13 protein-coding genes are annotated in these 20789 nt (G+C 70.8%); 9 read left to right on the top strand and 4 right to left on the bottom strand.

Going from position 1 to position 20789, the window contains the following annotated elements; genetic code table 11:
- From GWK61_RS07495 to GWK61_RS07470, 6 genes are all read left to right on the top strand, one after another.
- Positions 1–866 (top strand): Fpg/Nei family DNA glycosylase (locus GWK61_RS07495; protein ID WP_194906421.1); only part of this gene is annotated, 866 nt, incomplete at its 5' end.
- Positions 867–1122: 256 nt separating this feature from the next.
- The gene (locus GWK61_RS07490) at positions 1123–2706 is read left to right on the top strand and encodes an MBL fold metallo-hydrolase (protein ID WP_194906419.1); all 1584 of its coding nucleotides are present in this window, start codon (positions 1123–1125) and stop codon (positions 2704–2706) included.
- A gap of 126 nt (positions 2707–2832) precedes the next feature.
- Positions 2833–7278: a DUF6603 domain-containing protein gene (locus tag GWK61_RS07485; RefSeq protein ID WP_194906417.1), complete on the top strand. Its 4446-nt coding sequence runs from the start codon at positions 2833–2835 to the stop codon at positions 7276–7278.
- An 8-nt stretch (positions 7279–7286) separates the two neighbouring features.
- Entirely contained in the window at positions 7287–9695 is a 2409-nt protein-coding gene (locus GWK61_RS07480; RefSeq protein WP_194906415.1) for a hypothetical protein, read from the top strand.
- Between the two features lie 12 nt (positions 9696–9707).
- The gene (locus GWK61_RS07475) at positions 9708–13520 is read left to right on the top strand and encodes a hypothetical protein (RefSeq protein WP_194906413.1); all 3813 of its coding nucleotides are present in this window, start codon (positions 9708–9710) and stop codon (positions 13518–13520) included.
- Between the two features lie 108 nt (positions 13521–13628).
- A complete protein-coding gene (locus GWK61_RS07470; RefSeq protein WP_194906411.1) occupies positions 13629–15371 on the top strand; it encodes a hypothetical protein in 1743 nt (580 codons plus the stop codon).
- 134 nt (positions 15372–15505) lie between these two features.
- Here the strand turns inward: GWK61_RS07470 and GWK61_RS07465 are convergent, their stop codons facing one another.
- Complete coding sequence (locus tag GWK61_RS07465) at positions 15506–16138, bottom strand: NAD(P)-dependent oxidoreductase (RefSeq protein ID WP_194906409.1); 633 nt, start codon at positions 16136–16138, stop codon at positions 15506–15508.
- Positions 16139–16438: 300 nt separating this feature from the next.
- On the opposite strand from GWK61_RS07465, the gene GWK61_RS07460 reads away from it, so the two are divergent.
- Entirely contained in the window at positions 16439–17326 is an 888-nt protein-coding gene (locus GWK61_RS07460; protein ID WP_194906407.1) for an NmrA family NAD(P)-binding protein, read from the top strand.
- The gene (locus tag GWK61_RS07455) at positions 17323–17985 is read left to right on the top strand and encodes a hemerythrin domain-containing protein (protein ID WP_228561883.1); all 663 of its coding nucleotides are present in this window, start codon (positions 17323–17325) and stop codon (positions 17983–17985) included. Before GWK61_RS07460 ends, GWK61_RS07455 begins: the two co-directional genes overlap by 4 nt.
- A 153-nt stretch (positions 17986–18138) precedes the next feature.
- Here the strand turns inward: GWK61_RS07455 and GWK61_RS07450 are convergent, their stop codons facing one another.
- Positions 18139–18579: a MarR family winged helix-turn-helix transcriptional regulator gene (locus tag GWK61_RS07450; RefSeq protein ID WP_194906404.1), complete on the bottom strand. Its 441-nt coding sequence runs from the start codon at positions 18577–18579 to the stop codon at positions 18139–18141.
- A 149-nt stretch (positions 18580–18728) separates the two neighbouring features.
- Between GWK61_RS07450 and GWK61_RS59340 the strand changes: the two genes are divergently transcribed.
- Complete coding sequence (locus GWK61_RS59340; protein WP_194906402.1) at positions 18729–19121, top strand: IPT/TIG domain-containing protein; 393 nt, start codon at positions 18729–18731, stop codon at positions 19119–19121.
- Between the two features lie 71 nt (positions 19122–19192).
- Here the strand turns inward: GWK61_RS59340 and dapF are convergent, their stop codons facing one another.
- On the bottom strand, positions 19193–20014 hold the full coding sequence (dapF, locus tag GWK61_RS07440) for a diaminopimelate epimerase (RefSeq protein WP_194906400.1): 822 nt from the start codon (positions 20012–20014) through the stop codon (positions 19193–19195).
- Positions 20004–20723: a sulfotransferase-like domain-containing protein gene (locus GWK61_RS07435; RefSeq protein ID WP_194906398.1), complete on the bottom strand. Its 720-nt coding sequence runs from the start codon at positions 20721–20723 to the stop codon at positions 20004–20006. The genes dapF and GWK61_RS07435 overlap by 11 nt, the downstream gene beginning before the upstream one ends.
- Between the last annotated feature and the right edge of the window lie 66 nt (positions 20724–20789).

The raw sequence follows: 20789 nt of genomic DNA, 5'->3' as shown, positions 1-20789 counted from the left end.
TGCCCGAACTGCCGGAGGTCCAGGCGCTGGCCGCGTTCCTGGACGAGCACCTCGCCGGACACGCCGTCGCGGCGGCCACGCCGGTCGCGATCCAGGCGCTCAAGACGTACGACCCGCCGCTGTCGGCCCTGGAGGGCCAGGTCGTCAGCAGCGTGGGGCGGCACGGGAAGTTCATCGACTTCAGCGTCGGCGACCTGCACCTGGTCCTGCACCTGGCGCGCGCCGGCTGGGTCCGGTGGCAGGAGACGCTGCCGACGGCGCCGCCCAAGCCCGGCAAGGGGCCGCTGGCACTGCGCGTCCGCATGGAGGAGCCGGCCGGCAGCGGCATCGACGTGACCGAGTACGGCACGAAGAAGGGCCTGGCCGTCTACGTCGTGCGCGACCCCAACGACGTCCCGGGCATCGCACGCCTGGGCATCAACCCCCTGTCGGAGGAATTCACCGTCGAGGTCCTGCGCGGCCTCCTGGACGGCGAGCGCCGCCAGATCAAGGGCGTCCTGCGCGACCAGAGCGTGCTGGCCGGCATCGGCAACGCCTACTCCGACGAGATCCTGCACGCCGCCCGCATGTCCCCCTACAAACTGGCGGCCAAGCTGACCCCCGACGAGGTGGCCAACCTCTACGACGTCACCCTCAGCACCCTCGCCGACGCCATCGAGCGCTCCCGCGGCCTACCGATGAAGGACCTGAAGGCGGAGAAGAAGTCGGGCCTGCGCGTCCACGGCCGCACCGGCGAGAAGTGCCCGGTCTGCGGCGACACCATCCGCGAGGTCTCCTTCGCCGACTCGAGCCTTCAGTACTGCCCGACGTGCCAGACCGGCGGCAAGCCGCTGGCCGACCGGCGCCTTTCGCGGCTGCTGAAATGATTCATCCGGGAGTCCTTCGTCAGCGGCCGGCCGAACGCGATGGGGGCGCCGCGCCGCTGTGATGGCGATCGAGGGTGATCGTTTCGCGGTCATCGCGGCGCCGCCGACGGCGACCGACAACCTCCTGACCTCCACGTCAAGCACCGAGAAACCCCTGTGTACGGCGACCCCGCGGCGCGATTGACAGAACCCTGATTCAGGACTCCAATGCGTAGGGCAAGGCTGGCTAGGGGGTGGCCGAGGACGGGAGTCCGTGATGCCGTGGCAGCTGGAAATCCATCTGATCGACGTCGGCCAGGGCGACAGTACGCTGCTGGTCGCCGACAACGGGGCGGGTGTGCGCCGGTCGATGCTCATCGACGGGGGTGAGGCCGTCTACAGCACGTTCGTGCACGACTACATCGCCAACACCGTGGGTCTGGCCGCTGTGGACCACATCGTGTGCACCCATTACGACCAGGACCATCGGGGCGGGTTGTTGGCGCTGCTGCAGGCCGACGACCTGACCGATCTGGCCACCGAGATGGGGGCGGCCGCGGCGCAGGAGGCGGTGCTGGGCTTCAACCGGGAAGAGGAGATCGCCGGCGCCACCGCCGCCGCGGACGCCGTGGCGCTGGGCAACTTCGGCGGGAACGCCGCGGGCTTCGTCAACGCGGCCAACAACGCGCGGAACACCACGGTCGGGGGTGAGACCGACCTGCAGGCCCAGAACATCGGGGTGATCGACGGCGACCTGCAGGGCAACCCGTTCGGGGTGGCGTCGCTGGTGCCGAACCAGAACAACCGGCACCGGGCGGCCAAGGCCGCCGGTGTCCAGGCCGCCAACTCGATCCTCGCCGGGCTCGGCGGCGCCGCGCTGCGCACGGCGGTCACGACCGCGGTGTTCAACAGCCTGCGGGGCGGGATGCCGGTGCGGGCCCGGTTCCAGACCGGGAACATGTTCAACGCCACCCATGTCATCGACCTCGGCGGCGTCGGGGTTCCGGGCGGCTGGGTCGGGGCGATCAACGGCAACTTCACGGTCCACACCAACGCCACGGCCGCGCCCACCGTGAACCGCAACCGGACCTCGATCCCGAATCTGGGCGACGAGGTGCTGTGGGGCTCAGGTCCCGCCGCGATGGTGCCGCCGGCCAACGCTCCGGAGGTCTACGTCGTCACCCGCAGCGGCTGGGCCTGGCAGGGCCTGCACAACGCGTTCTTCCAGATCCCGGCCGCGGGCATCGCCGGCAACAACACCTCGATCGGGCTGGTGGTCCGGTTCAACAACTTCTTCTACACCACCCTCGGCGACATGGCGACCAACGGCGAGGACCCGACGATGAACGCGATCATGGGCAACGGCCTGCCCAATCCGGCCGGCGGCGGCGGGGCGCTGGCGCTCCCGCCGCGCGTGGTGTCCTTCAAGTGCAGCCACCACGGCGCGGGGACCTCCACCTCGCAGGCCTACCTCAACGCCGCGAACCCGCGCACCGCGCTCATCAGCACCGGCTTCAACCACCACCACCAGCATCCGGCGGTGGCCCTGGCGAACCGCCTGCACGGCCAGGTGAGCATCTCCTCGTTCTACCTCACGAACTGCAACTTCCAGACCGCCGTCATCGCCGCCTCGATGGGCAACAACCAGCTCACGACCGTCGGCAACAAATCGCGGGTGGCCGGCGACAACGCCACGCCCAATTCGGCGGCCGGACGCAACCGCGGCGACATCCGGCTGCGCGTGTACCAGGCCGGTTCCCAGGCCCCGGTCGGCAACGTCGCACGGCGCTACCACATGCGGTACTGGGACGACGACCTGGCCGGCGGTGCCGGGCCCAGGGGCGTGGCGATCCGGTTCTGATCCGCCACGCCAGCACCACCGACCCACTCCGCTGAAGTTCATCAGCTGAAGTTCATCAGCCCAGGTTCCAGCCGCTCCGACTTCGAGGGGGACGACGCGGTGGACGTTGCCGCTGTACTCGCGTACGTGAAAACACTCGGCGACCCGCTCACGCTGGACACCGCCGACCAGAACCTCCCCGCCCCGCTGCGGGACTTCCTCACCGGCGTGCCGGACCGGCGCGTGACCCTCTCGCCGGGCGCGTCAGGGCTGCACATCGACGGCACGGTGCTGACGATCTCCGGAACGTCCACAGCACCGTGGCCGATCACGAACCTCGGTGACGCGGCGGTCGCCGCGGAGTCCGCCGAGATCCGCTGCGGCGCCGACGACCAGGTGTCCGGGGTCGTCACCGGAAAGCTGCCGCTGAACGCCTCGGTACGGGCCGCGGTCACCGTCGCCTCCGCGCCGCCGGTGCAGTCCGTCGACGACACCACGGCGCGCGGCTGGCGGATCACGCTGGCTGCCGACGCCACCGGCGTCACCCCGTTCGACATCCTGCTCCTGGGCCAGTCCGACAACGAGGTCGACATCGCCGAGCCGCCCGGTCTGGACGCGCTCCGCAAGCAGCTGACGCTGCCCACGTCCGGTTTCGACGTGACCTTCTACCCCGGCACGGCCTACGAGCCCTACCTCACCTTCGAAGTCGACGTCCCGAACCTGGCCTGGACCCCGGTCCCGCACCTGTTCACCCTGGACACCATCGGCCTGGCCGGCATGATCGGGCCCGACGCCTGGTCGGTCTCGGTGGTCGGCCGGTTCGCGCTCGGCGGCGTCCCGATGCAGCTCCTCGTGGGGCTGACCGACGGCACCGTCCTGCTGGCGACCCTCAAGCCCGTGGGCACCGCGGCCTTCCCGGGCCTGGCGGCCCTGGCCTCCTGGGTCGCGGGCACGGGATCCGGCGGCGCGACCGATCCGGGCGTCGGCACCATCGGCGGCAACGCCTCGGCGGTCGACGCCGCGATCCGCGGCCTGTCCGTCCGGTTCGACTGCGCGACCGCCAAGCTCCAGCTGGTCGAGGTGCTCACGGTGCTGACCCTCGGGGCGCTGGAGCTGGACGTCGCCTTCCGCTACCCGGAGGGCTCCATCGTCGGCGGCCTGCGCGACGGCAAGCCGCTGGCGCTGGACGACGTGCTCACCTCCTTCGGCCTGCCGACCGCGGATCTGCCGACCACCTGCCAGATCACCGAGGCGAAGTTCTCGGCGGCCCCGGCCACCGGCACCTACTTCGCCGACCTGGACGTCGACACCAACCTGACGGCCGGGCCGCTGACCATCGAGCGGGTCTTCTTCAGCCTCAGCCGCACCCCGGCCGACGGCGTCACCGGCCAGCTCGGCGGGACCATCGCCTTCACCTCCGGCATCGAGATCGACCTGCTGGCCGCCTACGGCGGGGCCGCGACCGGCTGGGAGTTCAGCGGCCGCACCGACCCCGGGACCGAGCTGCACATCGGCGACCTGCTCGCCGACCTCGCCGCGGCGTTCGGCGCGACGAACGTCCCCGAGCCGGTCAGGTCACTGGTCCTGAGCGACATCTCGCTGGACTACCAGACCGGGACCGGCGCCTTCGCCTTCACCTGCACCGGAAGCCTGTCGATCGCCGACGTGCCGGTCTCGGCGGTCGTCGCGATCACGGTCACCCCGACCAAGCCCCCCGCCCCAGCAGGGTTCGAGACGCTGTTCACCGGCCACATCACGATCGGCGGCGTGCCGTTCGACCTGATCTTCGACACCGTCGACGCCGGCGCGCAGACCTTCATCGCCTCCTACAGCCACACCGGGCCGGCGCAGGCCGTCAGCCTGCACGATCTGGTCGCCGGGGTGTCCGAGACCGCCGCGCGGCTGGTCCCCGGCGGTCTGGACATCGGGCTCAGCGACGCGCGCCTGCTGTACACGAAGCCTGCGACCGGCGACCCGGTGTTCGCACTCGGACTCGTGCTCTCGGCGGCGGTGGACCTCTCGCAGCTGCCGCTGGTCGGCGACCGGCTGCCGGCCGGGGAGACCCTGGCGGTCGACGGACTCCAGATCTTCTACAGCTCCGCGACGCTCACCACGACACAGCTGGAGACGCTGGGCAAACTGCTGCCGAAGACCGCGACCCCGCTTCCGACCGGGCCGCTCGGCGACGGCGTGAGCATCAGCGCGCGCCTGCAAGCCGGTCCCACCACCCAGAACGCGGCGCTGACGGTACCGCCGGCGGCGCCGGCCGCGGCGGGCACGAAGCCCCCCGCCGCCTCGCCCGCAGGGTACTGGCTCGACGTGCACCGGCAGCTCGGCGTGGTCCAGATCAACCGGATCGGCCTGCTGTACCAGTCCGGGGCGCTGTTCGTGGGGCTGGACGCGGCGATCACGCTGGGCCCGCTGTCGATATCCCTGGACGGGCTCTGCTTCGGCTCGCCGCTGACGGCGTTCGTCCCGGAGTTCCGCCTGTCGGGCCTGGGCGTCTCCTACGCCAGCGGACCACTCACCATCTCCGGTGCGCTGCTGCGCGTCCCCGACGACAAGCTCGCTTCCGGCATCGCATTCCAGTTCGACGGGACGGTACAGATCAGCGCCGAGTCGCTGGAGCTGGCAGGGCTCGGCTCCTATGCCCAGTTCACCGACGGCCAGCCGTCGATGTTCATCTACGCCCAACTGGAAACGCCTCTCGGCGGACCGCCGGCGTTCTTCGTGGACGGCCTCATGGCCGGCTTCGGCTTCAACCGGTCGCTGGAGCTGCCCGCCCCCGACGAGGTGACCGCGTTCCCGCTGGTCGCGCTCGGCACGCCGAGCGCGCCGGGCAAGCCGCCCGCGGCGCAGGACCCGGGTCACATCCTCGCCGTCCTCGAAGGCCGCGAGCCGATCCTGCCGGGCAAGACGGCGAAGGCGTGGATCGCGCCGAAGCCGGGGGCGATCTGGCTCGCTCTGGGCGTCGCGTTCACGTCCTACGAGCTCGTCCAGACCCGCGCGCTGCTCGTCGCGGACATCTCCGAGCACTTCAAGCTCGCCGTCCTGGGCAGTTCGGTGTTCCGGCTGCCGCAGGCGACCGACTCGCCGATGACCTACGCCTACGTCGAGCTCGGCATCGAAGCGGTGCTCGCCCCTGAGGACGGCTATTTCACCCTGACGGCCATCCTCAGCCCGAACTCGTACGTGATCGCCCCCGAGTGCCACCTCACCGGCGGCTTCGCGGTCGCGGCGTGGTTCGGCAACAATCCGCACGCCGGCGAGTTCGTGCTGACGCTCGGCGGATACCACCCGGCGTTCTCCGCCCCCAGCTACTTCCCGGCGGTCCCCCGGCTCGGCTTCCGCTGGTCGGTGAGCGACACCGTCACCATCTCCGGCAGCGCCTACGCCGCGCTGACGACGTCGTGCTTCATGGCCGGCGGGCGGCTGGAGGCGGTGTTCCAGGACGGCGGGCTGCGCGCGTGGTTCACCATCGAGGCGGACCTGCTGATCTCGTGGCGGCCGTTCTTCTTCACCGGCCACTTCGCGCTGTCGATCGGCGTGTCGTACTCCTTCAGCATCCTGGGAATCCACAAGACGATCTCGGTCAGCGTCGGCGCGGGCCTGGACCTGTGGGGCCCGCCGACCGGCGGCGAGGTGCACGTCTCGCTGTGGGTGGTGTCGTTCACCGTCGCGTTCGGAGCGGGGCGGTCCGGCGCGGCCGACGCCGCGCTCAACTGGCCGCAGTTCCGCGACCTGCTGCCGTCGCCGAAGAGCACGGTCGTGATCCAGCCCGCCGGGGAGCTGCTGAACACGCTCCCGGCCGGAACGGGTGCCACCGGAGCGGACCAGAAGATCTGGGTGGTGCGGGCGACCGGGTTCTCCTTCAGCACACAGTCCGCGCTGCCGGTCAGCGACCTGCGTTATGGGCCGGCGACTCCGGCCGCCAAAGCCGCGCCGAACGTTCGGGCCGCTGCCGTGCGAACGGCGGCACCCAAGGCCACCGTCGGCGCCGGCGCCGGCCTCACCGCCAGCGCCGCGGCCCAGGCCCCGAACGACCACACCGCCGACCCGATCGACATCAAGCCGATGAATCTCACCGGCGTCTCCTCGGTCCACCGGCTGACGGTCCGCTTCGGCAGCCCGACGGCCGCGCCGCACAGCGTCGACGGATGGACCCTGACCCCTCGGTCGGCCGCTGTCCCGGACTCGTTGTGGGGCAAGCCTCCGGCGGATTTCAGCCAGATCCCCGCGCGCCCCGCCGCCGAGGTCCTGCCCGGCCGGCTCGTCGGCTACGACGTGCGGACCCCGCCCCCGGCGCTCGGCGCCAACCACGGGACGGTGCCCGCGTCCGCGCTGGCGAACGACTTCATCGCGCGCGCCGGCATGCCGCTGGCCGAAGGGGCGCCGGCGGGCCGCTACCGCCCGACCGTGGACCCGAACTCGGTCGCCGAGATCGCCGGGATCGCGGGCCGCGCCACCCAGCGCGGCGAGCTGTTCGACACGCTCAAGGCCGCGACCGGGTTCGCCGGGCCGAACGGACCGCTCGACCGGCTGGCGGCACAGGCCGGGCAGCTCTACAGCGACTCGCCGATGCGGGAAGGGTGAGCAGGGCCATGACGACCACTTCCACCGATCTGACACCGGGCGAGCTGCGCCTCTACGACAACGACGTCCCCGCGCTGACCGCCGGCACGTACTACATCGAGGTCGACCACACCTTGGACCGCGCCGGCGTCCCGGTCGCCACGGACACCCTGGCCGCCAGCCAGCAGTTCCTCGTGAGCGCGCCGCAGTTCCGGATCGACCCGGCGATGGTGCGCTCGGTCTACCCGCCGAGCGAGAGTTCGGGCCGCTTCGGCACGGTCCTGCCCTACGTGGTGCTGGACGATCCGCTGCTGCCGTTCGAGCGGCCCATGCCGGACCCGGTAGGCGCGACAGGTTCAGCAGGCGCGACAGGCGCGGCGGACCGTCAGCCGTGGCTCGCCGTCCTGGTGTTCCGGCCCGGCGAGCTGACCGCCGGGGAGGACTCGCCGACCGGCGCCGTGTCGACCACGGTCGGGGAGTTCCTGAAGCCGGTCGCGGGACGCCGGCTTCCGGCCGTGACCAAGGCCCCTGATGTCGCGGACACGGATCCCTGTACCTACATCTCGGTACCGGCGACCGTGTTCAAGAAGATCGCGCCCCGGCTGAACGAGCTGCGCTTCCTGGCGCACTGCCGCCACGCCGCCGTCGACGACCAGCCGGCGGACGGCGCCGCCTCATCGACCGACGCCGGCGCTGCTGTCGCAGCAGGCGAGGCCCTGACAGGTGTAGTGGTCGCCAACCGCTTCGCCGCGCCGCCAGCTCCCGCAGCTCCCGCGACCCGCAACATCGCGCACCTGGTCTCGCTCGAAGGCCTCGGTCCGCTCCTCGACGGCGGCACCGCGTTGGCCGACAGCGACACCGTCGCGATGATCTCGCTGTACGCGTGGAGTTTCTGGTCCTACGACAGCGGCCAGGGCGACTTCGAGAGCCTGGCGCGCGGCGTCATCTCCCAGAACGGCTCGGGAAACCCCGCGGACCTGCTGCTGCGGCTGTCGGCGGCAGCCACGGCGGCGGCCTCGGCGGCCGGCGGCCAGGCCGCGCAGGAGGTGGTGAACCGGTTGGCGGAGGGCTACGTGCCCCTGGAGTACCGCACGCCGACCGGCGAGGCGACCTTCGCCTGGTACCGGGGACCGCTCAGTCCGGTCCCGGGGGTAGCCGCGCCCCAGACCTTCCGGAGCGCCGACGCGGCGCGCGCCTTCGATCCCGGATTCGGCGTCTTCGACCTCTCCCTGGCCGCGGCGTGGCAGGCCGGGCGCGCCGCGGCGCTGGCCGATCCGACGTTCGGCAAGCTGCTGCTGGACTTCCGGCGGAGGACGCACGGCCTGGTCGACGCGCTCTACCAGCGCCTGGCCAGCGACCACTTCGGCGCGAGCCAGGTCGCCGAGCTCGACACGTCCACGACCGCGCAGACCGACTTCCTCACGGTGCTGAACATCCAGTTGCTGGCCGACGCCGGCCGGGGGCCGCAACCGACCGCGCCGCCCGGCGGTTCGCCGACGACCGCGCCGGTCGGCGGTACGACGACGCCGGACCCTGACCCGCAGGCGGCGTTGCGGGCCTTCTTGGCCGATCCCGACGTCCAAAGGCTGGTCCTCGCGTCCGTCCGCGACGACCTCGACCCGATCGCGAGCTGGCTGGCGCAGCTGCTGCTCCTGGAGCACGTGCCGTTCGCCAACCTGGTCGCGGACGAGAAGCTGCTGCCGGCCGAGTCCGTGCGTTTCGCCTACCTCGACCCGGCGTGGCAGGACGCGCTGCTCGACGGCGCGCTGTCCCTCGGCATCGAGTCCAGCCTCCGTGCGCTCTACGCCTCCCTCACCGGCGAGATGATCCGCAGCGCGGCGCGGGAAGCGGCGCTGGTCCGCCGGTCCGGCCTGCTGGGGATCGCGCCGCCGCAGCCGGCGTTCCCGGTCAAGGACCCGTCCGTCGCCACGGCGCTCGTGCTGCGTTCCGCCCTGGTCACCGGCTGGCCGGACATCGCCGTCCGCGCGCGCGACGCCAAGTCCGCGACGATCCCGGCGCTGCGCATCACCCGCCTGTCCCCCACCGTGCTGCTGTGCCTGTTCGCCGGGATCCCGGCGAGCGTCACGGTCGGCGAACCGCCGCAGGGCCTGCGGTTCGGGGTCGAGGACAGCGGCGACGTCCCACTGCGCAGCCCCCGAGACGGCGGCGCCGGCCAGCCGCTCGGGGCGATCCTCACCAGCGCCGCCCCGATGCCGGTGCTCGATCCGGCCCGGCAACAGGCGCTCGCGCTGCGCGATGCGCAGACCGGGGTGCTGAACCTCGATCCGCACAGTCCTGACAGCCTCGTGGGCCGTCTCACCACCGCGCTCAACACCGCCGTCCCCGACCCGTCCCGGGTCCTCGGGCCCGCCGACGTGGCCCTGCAGATGATCAAATCGCCCGAGGCGCTGCTGGTCGGCGCACCGCCGGCCGGATGAGGGGGTCCGTCCATGTCTGAGCCCGTGCTCGTCGTCCCGGTCGAGGTCGAGGCGCTGGTCGTCAACAACGCCGTCCTGCGCCGCGACGCGTTCCGCTGGTGGCAGTACAACTACCTGGCTCTGAAGCAGTTCCGCAGCCCGGAGCCGGAGGCCGGGGACCGGAGCGTCGGCGGGCAGACCGCCGGGGTCTACGTGAGCTGGACCCTGCCGCAGGGGCTGCGCCACGGCGTGCAGGACCCGACCACCTCAGAGGTCTCCTACCCGCTGGTCCCCAACCGCTGGCTCGTGTTGCGCCTGTCGGGCGGCCAGCCGCGGCACGCGACCGGGTGGGTCATCGAGAGCGACTGCCCCTTCACCTCGAAGGTCAAGCAGGTCGGCGTCGAGCGGACCAGCATGTACCTGCCCGAGGCGGCCACGATCCGGGCCTGGAAGTCCAGCTCGGATCCCTACCGCAGCGGCGTCACCCTGAACCCGGCCTCGACCGAGCCGCAGGTCGCGAACATCGGGGTCCCCTTCCCGGTGGCGGCCGGCTGGAGCGAGCGCGCCGCCTCGCCGATGTTCCTGACCGCCGTGGCTCCGGGGAATCCGACGCTCGGTGCCTACGCACCGCACAATCTCGGCGTCTTCACCTTCATCGACGACCTCAAGGATTTGGCGCCGGCCGGACCGCAGCCGCTCAGCTATCTGGTGGCCGGCTGGTACTCCGATCCGGCGGGGGACGTCCTGACGTCCTGGCAGCACGAGAACCCGACGGCTTCGGCCCCTGATCCGTACCGGGCTCTCCTGGACCGGCTCGGGTGGACCGTCGCCGGGACGCCCGACGGCACGAAGGCTACGCGCAGCCTGTACCGGGGCAGTGCGCTGGCCGTCGCCTGGGATCCGACGAACGCGCCGGCCGGCGACCCGCTGGTCGAGATCCGGAACACCGGCCAGTTGCAGGTGTCGCTGGGCAACACCGCCGAAGACGCCTTCATCACCATGATCGGCAAGCGTTTGGCGGCGGCCGGGCATCCGGCGCGCACGACCGCGCAGCTGCGCGCGTTCCTCTACGGACTGCTGCCGCTGGCCAACCAGCCGAACGGCGACGCGCTGGTGCGCCGGGCCATCGCCGACCAGTGGTTCGGCGCGTATTCCGGCGGTTCGCACTGGGCGGTCACAGCGGCCGACGATGCCGACAAGGCCGGAAGCCCGCGCGGTCCCGCCGCGCCCGATCCCGCGCCGCCCGCGTGGCTGGACCGGCTGAACGCCGACCAACGGCGGCTCGACCTTTCCGTGCGGGCCCTGCGCGCCGGGCAGTGGGATCTCAACGCCATGTGGTGGAAGCGCGGGCGGTATCCCTACGACTCCTTCCCCACGCCGCCGCCCGGCGTCGACTCCGGCGACCTGCTGGACGCGCAGATGGACCCGAGCCAGTCCGGAAGCCTGGCCGCACGGGTCTTGGCGTTGCTCCAGAACGTCCTCACGAACACACCGACCGTCCCGCAGCCGATCTCGGCCGGTACCGCAACACCGCAGGACGCCTTCCAGAAGGGCGTCGCCGACTACGCGGCGAAGCACGGCCTGCCCGCCGATCAGACGTTGAAGGCACTGCCCGGCGACTCCTACTGGCAGGCCGCCGATCCGGTGGTGATGGTGTCCGGGGTCGAGGCGACGAACGAGGCCGGCGCGGATCCGACCGTGGCGGTGCGTCCGATGTCCGCGCTGGTGACCGCGCTGGCGGCGGCCGGCAAGGTCGTCAACGCCACCCACGCCCGGGCGGTGCTGGGCAGCGCCCTGGCGCCGTTCGCCGGGCCGCCGGAGATCGCGCAGGCGCTCGCGGACGAGTTCGTCCTGACCGATCCCGGCTGCGCCGCCGCGCTCGCGGCCGTCGTCGGGGTGTCCCCCGATGCTGTGGCCGCCGCGATCTCCGCGCACCGGCCGGCCGACTATACGGGCGTGCTCCCGGCTGTCGGTCTCCAGGCCTGGTCCATGCCATGGCGGCCGTTGTTCGCCGAGTGGCAGGTGCGCTACATCGACGTACCGCAGACTCCTGGCGCGGCGCCGTGGCGGTTCGACGGCACGGACTACGTGTGCGCGCCGGGTGCCGGCGTCGGCGTGTCCCGCACGATCGGCGGGCTCTGCCTGATCGGGCCGCACGCGCCGCAGGTGTTCCGGGAGCGGCTCGCGGAGTTCGTCCGGCAGTACGGTTCCGACGACGACCTCGCGCAGCTCGACTCCTGGATCGAGGATCTCAGCGGCTGGCACTTCCTCAGCCAGGAGCTGACCGGGTTCGGCAGGCTGCTGGCGCAGCGCGACCAGCGGGGCTTCCGCAGGCCGCGTCCGGAGGAACAGATCGGGACCGCGCATCCGCAGTCGCTCGCCGACGTCCTCGGCTATCCGGGCGCGGGCACGACCCCGGCCTCGCTGCCGGACCGCTATCGCGGCGCGGTGACCAGCGTGCCGTATCTGCCGGCCGGGACCGACGTGCCGTTCTTCGGGGTACGCCAGGGACAGATCATCTTCCAGCAACTGGTGCTGTACGACCGGTTCGGACGGGTCCTGCCGATCATCCTGCCCGGAACGCAGAGCGGCCTGTACGACCCGGACAACTTCCCGCTGATCGTCGACCCGGCGCTGGCCCCGACCGCCACGCTCGATCCCCGGGCCGCGGCTCCGGCCCAGCTCCCGCCCCGGCTGTTGCAGCCGGCCCGGCTGGACTTCACGCTGCTGGACGCCGCCACCGGCGCCGACAGCGTCCTGACGTCGGCCGCCGACCCGGTCGGCGGCTGGATCCTGCCCAACCACCTCGACCGCGCGCTGCTGCTCTACGCGCCCGACGGCACCTCGCTCGGCGAGCTGCGGACCGTGGCCGGGCCGACCGGCGCCCGCTCGGCGTCCTGGTCCCCGCCGGCGCACTCCTCGATCAGCTCGCCGGCCGACGTGGCCCGGCTGGCCCCGATGGTGGCCGCGCTGATCGGATCGCCGATCCTGACCTCCGCCACCGGCTTCGACCTGTTCCTCGAATCGATCGACAGCACCCTGTGGACGACGGACCCGCTGGGCGGCCGGGCCGACCAGAACCTGTCGGTCCTCATCGGGCGGCCGCTGGCGCTGGCCCGGGCCAGGGTGCGGCTGGAGCTGGACGGGGAGCCGATCACGGACTGCGGATGGGCGGCGACGCTGAACCCGCCGCGGCCCGGGTTCCTGAGCCAGGACTTCGCGGTGCGGCTCGGCGACCAGGCCACCCGCGACGACGGCCTGATCGGCTACTTCGCGGCGGGCGACCTCACCGTCTTCAACACCGTGGCGACGCCGTCGACGGACCCGGCCGGCGCGGCCGCGGCGGGCCTGCGCCCGATCGGCGGCACGCTGCCCGATGGGACAGCCAACTACCTGTGGCGACGCTGCCTCCCGCCCTCCGACCCGGCGGCCGGCACCGACCCGCACGAGGAGGTGGTGCTGCTGCTCGACCCGCGCGGCAGCGTGCACGCGACGACCGGCATCCTGCCGACCCGCGCCGTCGCACTGCCGCCGGCCCTGGTCAGCGCGGCGCTGACCCGGCTGGAGGTGGCGTTCCGGGCCGGGGCCGCGCTCGCCTCGATCCGCGCCTCCGAGGTCCCGGCGGGCCAGGTGCCGGCGTTCGCCGAATCCGTGGCCTTCCCCCGGCCCGCCGAGAACCAGGGCACGTGGTCCTGGTGGCAGCCCGGGGCCGCGCCGGCGGCGTGGACCGGCTACGGCGTGGCCGATCCGGGGACCGGCGCCGCGCTGCGGCCGACCGCCAACCTGCTGCTCGACGGCCTGCTGCAACTGGTGGTGGACACCACCGGGGAGTCCTCGACCGGCTGATCGCCCCGCGCCTCACCGCACCGCGCCGCACCGGTAGGAGCCCTCGACCGGCCGATCGACCCCCGTCTCACGTGTGAGAACCCCAACCAGCAAGAAGGGACCAACTCGATGCCAACATGCCTCCTCGACTACGCGTTCTCCACCGCGCCGACCCCGCTGCAGGTGAACGGACCGAACTCGCAGGCCACCTCGCGGATCAACCTCAGTGTGTCCGCTCCGACGACGGGGATCTTCTGCTCGGAGATCACGGTGGCGGTGCCGGTCGGCGTGACGGCGTCCGACTTCTGCCTGGAGGCGCCCTCGACGTCGGTCAACACCGGGAAGTGGACGATCGCCAGCCAGGACGTCGTCAAGGGCGAGGAGATCGGGCTGCCGCCCGGGGAGTACGCCTCGATCACCTTCCAGTGCCGGGACCAGGCCGACTACGGGCTCGGATACTCCCTGGTGCTGAGCCTGGTCGGCGTCGTGAACTCCGTGACGGGGACCTTCGTCTACGCCGTCCGGGAGATGTCCGGCACCTCGCCGGACGACCTGACGCCCAAGACCGGGCAGCACGGCATCAGCAAGCAGGACGCGATCTTCACGCTGACCAACTTCGTCGCGACCGCGGCGGACAAGCCCACGGTGCCGGGGACGATCTACGGGAACGGACAGGCGGTCCGGCTGTCCTGGGAGAGCACCGGGACCTGGTTCCAGCTGTACGCCAAGGGCGGCTCCTCACCCCTGTACGCGGGCGCCGCGACCTCCTTCACCGTGGACGGGGGCCTGAGCGTCGACACCCAGTTCGTGCTCGTCGCCTCGGTGACCGGCAACCCGTCGCAGGACTCTCCGTCGCCCGGATATCAGACCATCTACCTCTATGACGCACTGACCCTGGCCGTCTCCAACCCGGACCTGACGCCGCGGACGGTCACCGCGACCGGCGCGGTCACCGCGGCCTCGGCCACCGTCAAGGGCCGGACCACGGCCCTGGGCGGGATGGACGTCGGCATCGACGCCGCCCCGACGGACGTCCGGCTGCACGGGAAGATGCAGGTCACCGAGTCGGTCTCGACCGCCGGCCTGGCCGTCACGGGTCCGGCGAACCTCACCCAGAACCTCCAGGTCACCGGTTCGGCGACGATCGGCCAGGGGCTCCAGGTCACCGGCATGACGACGCTGGGCGACGCGTCGGCCTCGGTCCTGAACGCCGCGAGCGTCACCGGCGGCGGCATCACCGCCAACGGGCCCGGCAACTCGCTGGTCGTGCAGGGCGGCGGGCAGTTGTGGATCGACACCGGCAACCGCAACGCGGCGCAGATCTTCAACACCTCGAACCAGTACCCCTGCGGCTGGTTCCAGAACCGCGCGGGCCGCACCGGCAACTACGTCACCGGCGTCGTGGGCTGGGTGGCGCAGACCAGCGACACCGGCCTCTACACCAACGGCCGGATGGCGCTGTCCAGCGGCACGGCGGCCCTGACCCACCTGCCGACCCGCCACGGCCACCGCGTCGTGACCTCCCCGCTGGTCACCGAGGCCGAACTGCACATCAGCGGCTCCGGCCACCTGACCGACGGCCGGGCGCGCGTCGAGTTCGACGAGGACGTCGCGGACCTGGTCCTGTACACCCACCACACGCCGTACCGGGTCCTGGTCACCCCGACCGGCCGCTGCGCGGGCCTGCTGGTCGTGGAGAAGACCGCGGGCTTCTTCATCGTCGAGGAGGCCGGCGAAGGCCACAGCGACGCGCCGTTCGACTGGATCGTGATCACCCGCCAGCGCGCGGACGGCGAGAACACGATCGCGATGGAGCTGCCCTCCGCGCTCCCGATACCGGAGGAGCCGCCGGGCGACGGGGTCGTGGCCTGATCCGCTTCGCGTCGAGGTGATGACCGGCTGGGATCAGCCGGTCATCACGGCATGGTTCGGCGCTGGCACCCCGCCGGCACCCCGCCGGAACCGCGACGGATGGCCGAGGCGGAAGTCGCGCGGAGTGAGCTGACCTACTTGGCATCGAAGACTACTGCGATCTGACGGACGAAGGTGTCGCCCACAGCAGCGCGCAGGAGGAACTCGGCGACGTTTGTGCGCGAGGTCGAGGGGAAGATCGGCGTCTTCTTGACGTCCTCGAGCACGGCGGTGCTGTAGCGCATGCTGTCGCCGTTGTTCAACGCTCCGGGATATTCGAGGGTCCACTTCAGGCCGCTGGCCTTCAAGACCACTTCCGAGGCGGCCTTGTCCGCATAGGTCTTCTTGAGCACGGTTCGGAAGAGCGGGCCGACGAGGAATGAGGCCTTGGCGAGGGAGTCGCCGACGCCGAACGCGGACAGCAGGACGAACCGGTCGACGCCGGAGGTCTTCGCGGACTCGACGACCGCGCGGACCATGTCGGTGATCAGCGTCGGGGTCTCGCCGGCGCTCTTCACTCCGAGTGTGCTGATGATCGCGTCGTGGCCCTGGGCCGCCTTCGCGATCACGGCGGCGTCGGTGACGTCACCCGTGACGACGTGAACGCGCGGGTCAACGGAGGAGCCGGTCCGCCGGACAACGGCAGTGACCTGATGCCCCTCGGCGAGCGCCTTCTTGACGAACAGGACACCGGTGCGGCCGGTTGCTCCTAGGACAAGAAACTTCACGGTACTTCCCTCTCTGATCAAGAACGTATCGGCATGAATGGGCATACCGGTGTTGCGGCCGTCGGAGCCGCCCGGACCTGCGGCTGCGACCGCCAGCCCTCCGGATACCGTCAGGATTATTTACAATGTAGTCAGTTTAGCTGACCAAGTCAAACCGCCTTGTCCTTGGCAATCACGCAGCCAGCACGGTTGCCGCCGCTTCGGACGTATGACTATGGTAGTAATGAAAACTGACCAGTTTGGATGACGGCCCTGACGGCTCACATCCACAGCAGACTTCAGAGAAAAGGACCACCACCCATGATTTTGATCACCGGAGCCACCGGCACCGTCGGTTCGGAAGTCGTCAAAGCACTGCTTCCCGCCCAGGCCGGTCGCCTGCGGGTCCTCACCCGCGATCCGAGCGCGGTCTTCCCCGACGGCGCCCAGAAGGTCGTCGCCGATCTCGGCGACAGCGATCTGGCACCCGTGCTGGACGGTGTGCACGCGGTGTTCTCGATAACCCACGGGCTCGACATCGCCGCCCACGATCAGCGACTCGTGACCGCGGCACGGCGAGCGGGCGTGGAGCGTGTCGTCAAGCTCTCGGTGCGCAACGTCGGGCACGGCGGCACCGACCCGATCACCACCTTGCACCGGGCCGGCGAGGAAGCGATCCGGGACAGCGGCGTCGCGTGGACGTTCCTGCGTCCCACCGCGTTCATGTCCAACGCGCTCAACTGGGCGGGAATGATCGCGGCCGATCAGGTCGTGTACGCGCCGTTCGCCGCCGGACGGGCCGCTGTCGTCGATCCGGCGGACATCGCAGCGGTCGCCGCGGCCTGCCTCACCCAGGACGGCCACCTCCACCGCGTCTACGAGCTCACCGGCCCCGAGCCGCTCAGCCCCGCCGACCAGGTGGCGCTCCTGGGCGAGGTGCTGTGGCGCGACCTGCGCTACGTCGAAGCCGACCCGGCCGGCATGGTCGCGCAGATGGTGTCCTACGGCATGCCCGAGGAGCAGGCGCAGGCCGTCGTCGAGCTGTTCCGCTCCACCATGGAGCCGTACAACTCCGAGCCGACAGGCGATGTCGCCGCAGTCACCGGCCGTGCGGCAGGCAGCTTCCTGGACTGGGCCAAGGCCCACCGCGCCGCGTTTCCCACGCCCGAGGCCGCCCAGGACACCGCAACCACCGGGGAGTCACGATGAACGACGTCGGGACCCGCGTCGACGCCCCCGTCGACACCCACGAGATGGTTCTGATCCATCGCGTCCTCCGACGCGAGTTCGGTCAGCTGCCCCGGCTGTTCCGTTCCGCAGCCGATGACCGCGCCCGGTCCAAGCTCATCGGCGCCCATGCGCGCGAGATGCTGGACTTCCTCCACACGCACCACACCGGCGAAGACGAACTGCTCTTCCCCTTGCTGCGTGAGCGGGCCGCGCTCGACCCGGAGCTGATGGACCGGATGGACGAGCAGCACGCGCAGGTCGACGACGCTGTCAGGGCTCTCGAGGCGGAACTGCCGGCGTGGACCGCGAGCGCTGACGCCGCCGCCGGCGAGCGGATGGCGACCCGCGTCGAAGCCACGATGCCGACACTGATCGCCCACCTGGCCGAGGAGGAGCAGAAACTGCTCCCGATCGTCTCGGTCACGGTGACGCAAAGCGAATGGGACGCGCTCGCCAAGCACGGCATGAGCGCGATCCCGCTCACCCGGCGGCTGGTCATCCTCGGCCACATCACCGAAGAGGCCAGTGAGGCGGAACGGCAGAGGTTCATGCAGGTCGTTCCGGCCCCGGCCCGTTTGGCCTACAAGCTGATCGGCCACCGCCAGTTCACCCGCGAAGCCACCGCGATCCGCGGCTGACCGACCCGCGACCCGACGACGCACCCGCGGGCCACGCGGGAGCATCGTCAGGATCATTGATGAAACAGAGCAACAGCTCCGACAACGACAAAGCGGGTTCGGGCCTGCCGGTCGCGCCGACCCAAGCGGCTGAACGTGGGCGGGGTCGATCTGTCAGGCGTACGGATCGGTGATCTCGCGGAGTTGATCGAGAATCTGGTGCAGCAACGTGAAGTTGCGGGTGCCGAGGTAGGTCTCCCACTCCGCGTAGATCTCGTCGAGCGTGGCCATGGCCACCTCGACGGCACGCTTGCCGCGTTCCTCGATCACGATCAGCCGGGCCCGGCCGTCCGTGGGGTCGGGGATCCGGCGGACGTAGCCCAGGTGTTCGAGCTGGTCGACCATCACGCTGGCGCTCTGCTTCGTCATCTGCGCCTGGTCGGCCAGGTCTTTGAGGCGCGAACCGTTCGGCGCGACGCGTTGGAAGACTCGGCACTGCGCGAGCGTCCAGTCGTCGAACCCGGCATCCTGCAGGGCCCGGAAGAGCCGGTCCTCGGTATACCGGTACGGGATGAACAACGACACCCCTAAATCAGACCGTCGCCCATCGTCCATGCCGCCCTCGACTCCGTCGCTCGCCTGGTGCCACCACGTCGCGTCCATCACGCATCACGTGAACTAGTCAGGCATCGTTACTACTGCCAGTATAGGGCAGCGCTCATGGCAGACAGCCGTGAGGCGGCACGGCGGCCTCCTGGTTCACCGTGGACTCCGACACCCAGATCACCGCGGTCACCCGGGCCCAGACCAACGGCACCGTCGATGTGACGGTCAGCAACGCGGCGGGCACCAGCCCGGACGTCGCCGCCGACAAGTTCACGTTCTTCCCGCCGATCCCGTCGATCACGGCGGTCAGCCCGCCCTCGGGCACGATGGATGGCAACAGAACCGTCACCATCACCGGTGCATGGTTCACCAACGCGTTCCGGGTGATGTTCGGGAGCACGGCGGCCTCGTTCCACGTCGACTCCAGCACGCAGATCACGGCGGTCACGTCTTATCACGATGCCGGGACGGTTGACGTCAGCGTTACCACTGATGGCGACACCAGTCCGGTTGTGGTCTCCGATCAGTACACGTTCATGCAAGGACCGTAGGTAGCGCCGGTGTTGGCTGGGACATCAGGACCAGTCCTGTAGTCCCAGTCCCGCACCTCACACCTCACACCTCACACCTCGACCGTCCCGGCGAACACCCGCGCCACCGACGCCGTCGACGTCAGGGCGGCGAAGGGGGGCGCGGGGCCGATGATCCGCACGGACAGCGGGTCCGCGGAGCGGTTGTGGACTGCGACGCGATCCGAGATCGGCAGGCTCAGTGTTCGCGCGACCACGGCGCAGGCCACCGCGCCACTGGCGCACGAGAGGGTCTCCGCCTCGTTGCCGCGTTCGTAGGTGCGCACCCTGAGCCCGTCGGGCCGCAGTTCGGCGAAGCTCACGCTCGTGCCTCCGGGCGCGAAGTGCGGGTGGTACCGGATCGCGGGGCCGACGGTGGCCATGTCGATCCGGTCCACGTCGTCGACGAACGCCACCGCGTATTCGGTGCCGGTGTCCACGGTGAAGTAGTCGAAGCCGTCGAGGCGGATCGGGCCGACGGCGGCGAGCGGTTGCGGCGAACTGAGCTCCACGAACTCGCCGCTGCGCTCAAGCCGGGCTTGCAGGGTGTACAGCCGATCGCGGCCGAGGGTGACAGACAGCTGCGAACCCCCGTCCTCACGCAGAACGTAGAACGCCGCGCAGCGCGCGCCGTTGCCGCACATCTTGGCGACGGAGCCGTCGGGGTTGAACACGGTGAGCCGGACCTCGTCCGCGCCGGTGCGGCGGACCAGCAGGACGCCGTCCGCGCCGATCCCGGTGGCCGGCTGGCAGGCCCGGACAGCGAACGCGGCGACGTCCGGCGGTGGCGGGTCGCGGTCGGCGTCCAGCAGGACGAAGTGATTGCCGGCGGCGACGAGTTTGACGAACTCCACCTCGCGCCGCTCAGTCGGCATGGACCATGATCCGTTCGTAGAACGGGAGGTGGTATTCGTAGAACGACCGCAGGACGGGGTTGTTCTCGATCGTGTCGGGGTAACTCTTGGGCTTGGCCTGGAAACCGTTGCTGTCGATCACATCGAGATGCCAGCCGCGGTAGCGCTGCCATTCCGGCCGGTCCTGGGCCTCCCAGCTGAGCGCCTCGGGCAGATACGGAAGCCCGCTGTATTCGCAGAACCTTGCGACAGTCGTCTTCGGGTCTTCCAGCAGGCGTTCCGAACCGAGCACCAGCGGTCGGCTGCCGGTGGCGGCCCAGAGCAGCTCGAAGAGCTCGAACTGCCGCTCATAACCGATCTCGGGGCTGGTCACCGTGGGTTTCATCGCGTAGTGGGAGGCGATGGTCTGCGCCGGGTCGCGGACGATGAACGTGTGAATGAAGGAGGCGAACCGCTCCGGATGCCCGTAGAGATACGGGTAGCGGTGGTCGAGGACTTCCTTGACGAACACCGGACGCTCCCGGCCCTCCTCGGTGAGCAGATCGATGAGCTCCTGGTCGGAGCTCACGGTCTGCTGGCGGCCATCGGCGAGCGCCACCGTGATCTGTCCCTGCTCGGTGAGGCCGAGCCAGGGCTCGTGGACGACGGTGACGTCGCCCCTTTCGATCATCATCCGCAGGAACGCCGTCGACATGGAACGCGAATGCGCCCACATGGCGATCACAGTCATCGTTGATACCTCGGATTCTCCAGACGTCTTCCGCCGAACGGCCACTTCCCCGTGACGCGCCGCCGG

Source organism: Catenulispora rubra (genome assembly GCF_015356825.1).
Classification (GTDB): domain Bacteria; phylum Actinomycetota; class Actinomycetes; order Streptomycetales; family Catenulisporaceae; genus Catenulispora; species Catenulispora rubra.
This window is presented reverse-complemented; position numbering and strand designations above follow the sequence as displayed.